At 49.1% G+C, this 1,998-nt stretch carries 2 protein-coding genes and 1 pseudogene; all 3 read right to left on the reverse strand.

All coding sequences use genetic code 11. The annotated features are described in order from the left end of the window. A pseudogene (locus tag ACTHUT_RS19090) lies at positions 1-607 on the reverse strand (penicillin-binding protein 2); the annotation flags it as partial. A 78-nt stretch (positions 608-685) separates the two neighbouring features. Further along, the gene (ftsL, locus tag ACTHUT_RS19095) at positions 686-949 is read right to left on the reverse strand and encodes a cell division protein FtsL (RefSeq protein WP_003681879.1); all 264 of its coding nucleotides are present in this window, start codon (positions 947-949) and stop codon (positions 686-688) included. Between the two features lie 63 nt (positions 950-1,012). Then, positions 1,013-1,975, reverse strand: coding sequence for a 16S rRNA (cytosine(1402)-N(4))-methyltransferase RsmH (gene rsmH, locus ACTHUT_RS19100; protein ID WP_070585193.1), 963 nt, complete (start codon positions 1,973-1,975; stop codon positions 1,013-1,015). Positions 1,976-1,998 lie beyond the last annotated feature (23 nt).

Raw genomic sequence — 1,998 nt, forward strand, 5'->3', positions numbered from 1 at the left:
CACCGCGCAGGCTGTCTTCACGGGAAAGCTCCAAGCCCTCCTGACCTTTGCCGTCGATATTGGTAAAACCGATAACGTGCGCAAACAGATTGCCCATCGGGTAATGGCGTTTCAATTCTTTTTGGAATGCGATGCCTTTAATGCCCAATGCTTTGATTTCTTCTGCTTTCTCGTAGCTGAGTTGACGTTTCAGGTAGATAAAGCCTTTGTCTTTTTTAGACAATTTATTTTTCAAAACTTCAACAGGCACATCGGCAAAGGCCGACAGTTTTTCTAATTGTTCTGCAGTCGGCATTTCTTCCATACCGGAAGGCATGGCATACAATGATTCGGTAGGCGCACTCAAAGCCAATGTGGCGCCATTGCGGTCGGTAATCATACCGCGTGATGCCGGCAGCGGAAGCGTACGCACAAAACGTTGGTCGCCCTGATTTTTCAAAAACTCATGCTGACTGGTTTGCAGATAAACCCCGCGTACCAACAGACCGGTAAATGCCAGCGCAACAGCGCCCAGCACCAAACCGATTCGCCCGTTACTTGTCAGCGGCTTTTTCGTTTTTGTTGTTCCAGACAGCATTTGAGGTTTATATTCGTTCTTAATTAACATGTTGAACTTCTCATGACTTAGCTGCTCAGTGAGCCATCAAATCCCGTAAATCTTGCACTAATGCAAGGCTCTATATTCTTATTTTTTGCGTTCCAGCATAGCCGTATTATGCGCACCCGGTGGAAGCAGATGTTGCTTTTCGGCCGCCACTTTAATCAACTTGTGGTTTGCCAGCCTAGCCTGCTCCAATTTCAAGCGCGCGTAATCCTGTTCCAACTGAATTTCCCGTTTTTGTGCCTTATCCAACTCGATAAAATGCAAACGGGACTGGTTTTGCTTAAACACTACGGCAAAGGCTGAGACCGTCACCAAAACCAGTAATAAAATATTCAACTTACCCATCTCAAACTTTCAGACGGCCTGTCAACAGGACTATCTCTTACGACAGCGTTCAGACGCCATCCCCTACTCAATAACCGAAAATTCGCCACTGCTTCGCTCCGCCACACGCAAAACTGCACTACGCGCACGTGGATTGGCTTCAGTCTCTGTCGAACCCGGTTTGATTGCTTTGCCCACAGCCTTCAAAGGTGGCTGAGGCAAATCCGCTTCCTTGACCACTGCCCAACGGGGCAAAGGCGCATGTTGCGAATATTTTTTAATAAACTGTTTCACAATTCTGTCTTCTAGTGAATGGAACGCAATAACAGCCAAACGTCCACCCTCTTTCAGACGGCCTGCAACCTGCGGCAAGACTGCCTCTACCTCTTCGAGCTCGCGGTTAATAAAGATGCGAACTGCTTGGAAGGTGCGCGTTGCAGGGTCTTGTCCGCGCTCACGAGTACGGACGTTTTGCGCCACAAGCTGCGCCAGCTTGCGGGTTGTATCGATGGGACTCTCCTCGCGTTGCGCAACAATGGCGCGCGCAATCTGGCGACTAAACCGCTCTTCACCATAATTCTTAATTACCTCGTGTAAATCCTGTTCGGATGCGGTTGCAATCCATTCTGCCGCAGACATCCCGCGAGTCGGATCCATCCGCATATCCAACGGCGCATCAAAGCGGAAACTGAATCCGCGGCTGCCATCGTCAATTTGCGGCGACGAAATCCCCAAATCAAAAAGCGCACCGTCAATCTTATCGATACCCAATTCATCCAAGGCCGTCTGAAATGTTTCAAAACCATTGTGTACGACACTGACACGTTTATCTTGCGCCGCCAGCTCATTGGCTACCGCAATCGCCTCGGGGTCTTTATCAAAAACGACCAAACGCCCCTGCTCACCCAAACGCGACAAAATCAACCGGGAATGCCCTCCCCTACCGAACGTACCGTCCACATAAATCCCGTCTTCACGGATTGCCAACGCATCCACCGCCTCATGCAACAAGACAGTAACATGCTGATAATTTTCAACTTTACTCACAATTGCAAATCCGTTTGACTCAA

The organism is Neisseria sp. P0022.S010 (assembly GCF_051956635.1).